The following is a 4,618-nucleotide window of genomic DNA, read 5'->3' on the forward strand; positions in this document are numbered from 1 at the left end:
GTCACCTGCGCGATGTCACGCACCTGGGTGGTCAGGTTGCGGAAGACGGTGTTCACCGAATCGGTGAGGTCCTTCCACGTACCCGCCGCACCCGGCACCTGCGCCTGACCGCCGAGCAGACCCTCCGCGCCGACCTCGCTGGCCACGCGTGTGACCTCGTCCGCGAACGTCCGCAGCGTCTCGGTCATCTGGTTGATCGTCTCGGCGAGCTGCGCCACCTCGCCTCGCGCGTTGACGGTCACCTTCTGCGACAGATCACCGTTGGCGACGGCCGTCGTCACCTCCGCGATGCCACGCACCTGGGAGGTCAGGTTTCCGGCCATCGTGTTCACCGAATCGGTGAGGTCCTTCCACACACCGGCCACGCCCGGCACGGTCGCCTGACCGCCGAGCTCGCCCTCCGTGCCGACCTCCCGGGCCACCCGGGTCACCTCGGAGGAGAACGACGACAGCTGGTCGACCATCGTGTTGACGGTGTCCTTCAGCTGCAGCATCTCGCCGGCCACGTGGACGGTGACCTTGCGGGAAAGGTCACCCTTGGCGACGGCCGTCGTGACGAGTGCGATGTCACGCACCTGGGCCGTCAGCCGGTACGCCATGGTGTTGACCGAGTCCGTGAGGTCCTTCCACGAACCGGACATACCGCGCACCTGCGCCTGGCCGCCGAGCTTGCCCTCCGTGCCGACTTCGAGCGCGACCCGCGTCACCTCGTCGGTGAACGCCGACAACTGGTCGACCAGGCTGTTGACCGTGCGCGCCACCTTGAGGAACTCGCCGCGCAGCGGGCGCACCGCCGCCCCGTCCTGCCCGTCCGCGGCAGGCGAGCGCAGCTCCATGCGCTGCTCGAGATCGCCGTCCGCGACCGCGGAGAGAACCCGGCCTACCTCCGACACAGGGCGCGCCAGGTCGTCCACCAGTTCGTTGGCGGCATCGACGGCCGCCGCCCAGGAGCCCTCACAGGCACCCGTTTCCAGCCGCTCCGTGAGCTTTCCCTCACGTCCGACCATCCTGCGGACCCTCGCGATCTCACCCGTGAGGTGGAGATTTCGGTCGGCGACCTCGTTGAAGACGGCGGCGATCTCGGCCATCACACCGTCGCCCGACACCGTCAGACGGCGGCGGAAATTCCCGTCGCGCATCGTCACCAGCGCCGCCAGCAGCCTGTTCAGGGCCGCCGTATCGACTTCGGTTGTCCCATTGCTCCGGGACCGTCCGCCTTTCGCGCGCGTATCCTTAGCCCGCGCCGTCACGCCAGACTCCACCGTGTCCCTCCCGCAGGGGTTGACCGTACTGCCTGGGCCGTCTCAGGAAGCCTGCCCAGTGTTTCACCATGCCGGAACCAGGCGATAACAGTTCGGCAGCTTCGCATAGCGTCCCCACCCCCACAGGGCGGAAACAGCGGCAACCGGCATCCGCTCGGACAGCGAAGGTAAGTAACCTGGCATCCGACTGTCCAACCGCCCCGGTCCGCCCGGCGGGGGCGGCGTGGTGCTCGTCACACAACCGGGCACCGGGAGGGGCAGGCCGAATCATGGCAGAGCCGGGCGTCGAGACGCGTACGAGGAGTTCTGTGATCACCGCGCGGGCGGCCGCCAGCTTCGACCCCGTCGGGCGGTCCGTCGCGACCGCCCGTGCATTCGTCCGCGACACCCTCCAGGGGTGGGGATACTCCGACGTGGTTGACGACGCGGTGGTCCTGACCAGCGAGCTCGTGACCAACGCGGTCGTCCACGCGGGAACCTCCGCCGACGTCCTGTGCCTGCGCTCAGAGGACGGCGTCCGCGTCGAGGTCGCCGACCACTATCCCGAGCGCGAGGTCCCGATACAGGGCACCGGCCGCTCGATCGCGAACCTCGACGCCGAGAACGGCCGCGGGCTTCTGCTCTGCGCCGCGCTCGCCTCCCGCTGGGGCGTCGAGTACACGCCCACGCACAAGACGGTGTGGTTCCAACTGGACCTGCCCCAGCGCTCGGTGGGCACCCGGTCCGCCGGCCCGGTGCTGCCCGTCGCGCTGCTCCCGGTCGCGGAGGAGCGGGTACGCGTCGCCGTCACCCAGATCGACCGCACCGGGACGATCGTCGTATGGAACGAGGACGCGGCGCACCTCTTCGGGTACACGGCGGACCAGGTCATCGGCAAGCCGCTCACCGACTTCGCAGCCTGGCCGCACACCCCCGGCACCGGTACCGGCATCGCCGAGGCGCTGCAGCTCTCCCGGTGGGAGGGCAGCTACGGAGTCCGCGGCATCGACGGACGCGTCATCCCGGTCTACGCCTCGCATCTGCGGGTAAGGGACACCAACGGTGAGCCTTCGACGGTCTGTCTGCTGGTTCGCGACGACGAGCGTGCCGTGCTGCAGACCCCGCAGCGCGCTTCCGGCACGGACAGCGGCGCGGAGAACCGCAGCACGGACCCGTTCGAGGTCTTCATCGGCTCCCCCGCCCCCGATGACCTCGACGGTCTGCTCCAGCGCACTGTCGAACGTGCCAGGGACATGCTCGACGGCGACGCCGCTTTCCTGCTCCTGGCCACCGACGACGAGACCGAACTGGAGGTACGGGCCACGACCGGTCTGCCGTCGGCCCGTCAGCGCTTCGCGCGCGTCCCGGTCGAGGCCGGTTCCGGACGCTACGGCTCCGCCCGCATGCCCGCGGTCCACGAGGACCTGACCGCCGTTCCCGGCGCCGTCCCCCTCCTCAACTCCACCGGCATGCGCTCGGTGGTCACCGTGCCCCTCAAGGTCGAGGGCCGGCTCACCGGTTCGCTCGGTGTCGCCGCCGAGTCCGCGGGGCGCTACTCCAACGAGGAGGCGCTACGCCTGCAGTTCGCGGCGGACCGTATCGCGCTGGCCGTCGAATCCGCTCGGCTCGGCGAACTGGAACGGCTGCGCCGCGGCTCCCTGTCCTTCCTCGTCGAAGCCTCCGACCTGCTGGCCGGAACACTCGACCGGGACCAGACACTCGCCCTCATGGCGCAGATGACGGTCCCCACTCTCGCCACCTGGTGCGCGGTGTACACGATCGCCGACCAGTCCTCCGAGCCGTACCTCAGCTATGTGCTGCACGAGGACGAGGAACGGATCGACGGCCTCAAGGCCCTCCTGTCGAAGGTCGACCCGCCCGAGCCGGTCCCGACCCCCGGCGCCCGCGTGTGGAACGCGCCCGGCGAGGCCGCCCAGCGGGCCGCGCTCCTCGCATCCAAGCGCGAACTGGGGCTGGGCTCGACGCCGCCGGTCTCCTCCGGCATCGGTACGACGCTGGCCACAGCAGCTGCGGTCGGCGGCGAGACCGTCGTCCTGCCGCTCGTCGCACGCAACCGCGTCATCGGCATGCTGACTCTCGGCAAGCCGTCCGACGACCACTTCCGCCAGGAGATCCTGGAACTGGCGGAGGACCTCTCCCGCCGAGCCGCCCTCGCCCTCGACAACTCCCGGCTCTACTCGGAGCGCATGGCGATCAGTCAGTCCCTGCAGCGCAGCCTGCTGCCGCCGGAGCTCCCGCAGATCCCCGGCGTCGAGGTCGAAGTCATCTACCGCGCGGCCGGCGAGGGCAATGAGGTGGGCGGCGACTTCTACGACCTCTTCCCCATCCGCGACGGCGCCTACGGCTTCGCCATCGGCGATGTCTGCGGCACCGGCCCGGAGGCCGCCGCTGTCACGGGCCTCGCCCGTCACGCACTGCGCCTGCTCGCCCGCGAGGGCTTCGGCGGTCCCGCGGTACTCGAGCGGCTGAACGCGGCCATCCTGGACGAGGGCTCTCGCAGCCGCTTCCTGACGCTTCTGTACGGGGAGCTGTGGCCCCAGGAGGATGGCAGCGCGGTCCTCAAGGTCGTCTGCGCCGGCCACCCGCTGCCGCTGAGGCTGCGCCAGGACGGCAGCGTCGAGCCGGCGGCCGAGCCCCAGCCCCTCCTCGGCGTCATGGACGACCTGGAACTCTACGAGCAGACGGTGACACTCGACCCGGGGGACGTCCTGCTCTGCGTCACCGACGGCGTGACGGAACGCCGCGAGGGTACGCGCATGTTGGGCGACGACGGCCTGAGCGAGGTTCTGGCGCATTGCACGGGCCTCACCGCGGGAGCGGTCGCGGGCAAGGTGCTGCGGGCCGTTGAACGCTTCGCGGCGGAACCGGCCTCGGACGACATGGCCATCCTTACGATGCGCATTCCGGAGCCGCACAACGCCTGACGGCACAGTGCCTGCAGGCACCAAACGAAGAAGGCCCCTCGCCAGTGGCGAGGGGCCTTCTTCTCTGCTGAGCCCCCAAACGGAATCGAACCGTTGACCTTCTCCTTACCATGGAGACGCTCTACCGACTGAGCTATAGGGGCCTGTTGCCCTGGGACAACGAGGTAAAGCATACCCTGGATCAAGGGATGATCCGAACCACCTGGCGAGCCAACTGGCGAGGACCCGCGAGCACCTGACGAGGGCATCCGGTCGGCCGGGCGGACCGCCGCCGTTCGACCATACCGACGCAGAAACGCCTCAACCCCCGGACGGTATCCAGGGGTTGAGGTCAAAGATTGTTCGGCGGCGTCCTACTCTCCCACAGGGTCCCCCCTGCAGTACCATCGGCGCTGAAAGGCTTAGCTTCCGGGTTCGGAATGTAACCGGGCG

2 protein-coding genes, 1 tRNA gene and 1 rRNA gene are annotated in these 4,618 nt (G+C 69.6%); 1 reads left to right on the forward strand and 3 read right to left on the reverse strand.

Features of this window, described 5'->3' with window-relative positions; all coding sequences use genetic code 11:
- On the reverse strand, nt 1-1,262 hold a 1,262-nt coding region (locus ACZ4SA_RS12850), incomplete at its 3' end, for a HAMP domain-containing protein (protein ID WP_468273136.1).
- Nucleotides 1,263-1,531: 269 nt separating this feature from the next.
- Here ACZ4SA_RS12850 and ACZ4SA_RS12855 point away from each other — a divergent pair.
- Nucleotides 1,532-4,186: a SpoIIE family protein phosphatase gene (locus ACZ4SA_RS12855; RefSeq protein ID WP_468273139.1), complete on the forward strand. Its 2,655-nt coding sequence runs from the start codon at nt 1,532-1,534 to the stop codon at nt 4,184-4,186.
- 70 nt (nt 4,187-4,256) lie between these two features.
- On the opposite strand, the gene ACZ4SA_RS12860 is transcribed toward ACZ4SA_RS12855, so the two are convergent.
- Nucleotides 4,257-4,329: transfer RNA gene (locus ACZ4SA_RS12860), tRNA-Thr, on the reverse strand.
- 197 nt (nt 4,330-4,526) lie between these two features.
- A 5S ribosomal RNA gene (gene rrf, locus ACZ4SA_RS12865) occupies nt 4,527-4,618 on the reverse strand; the annotation flags it as partial.

It is taken from the genome of Streptomyces sp. NPDC027962 (genome assembly GCF_055566095.1).

What these genes read in the sequence shown, in the direction of transcription:
- ACZ4SA_RS12855 (WP_468273139.1), top strand. Translation starts at nt 1,532, where the DNA reads ATGGCAGAGCCGGGCGTCGAGACGCGTACGAGGAGTTCTGTGATCACC.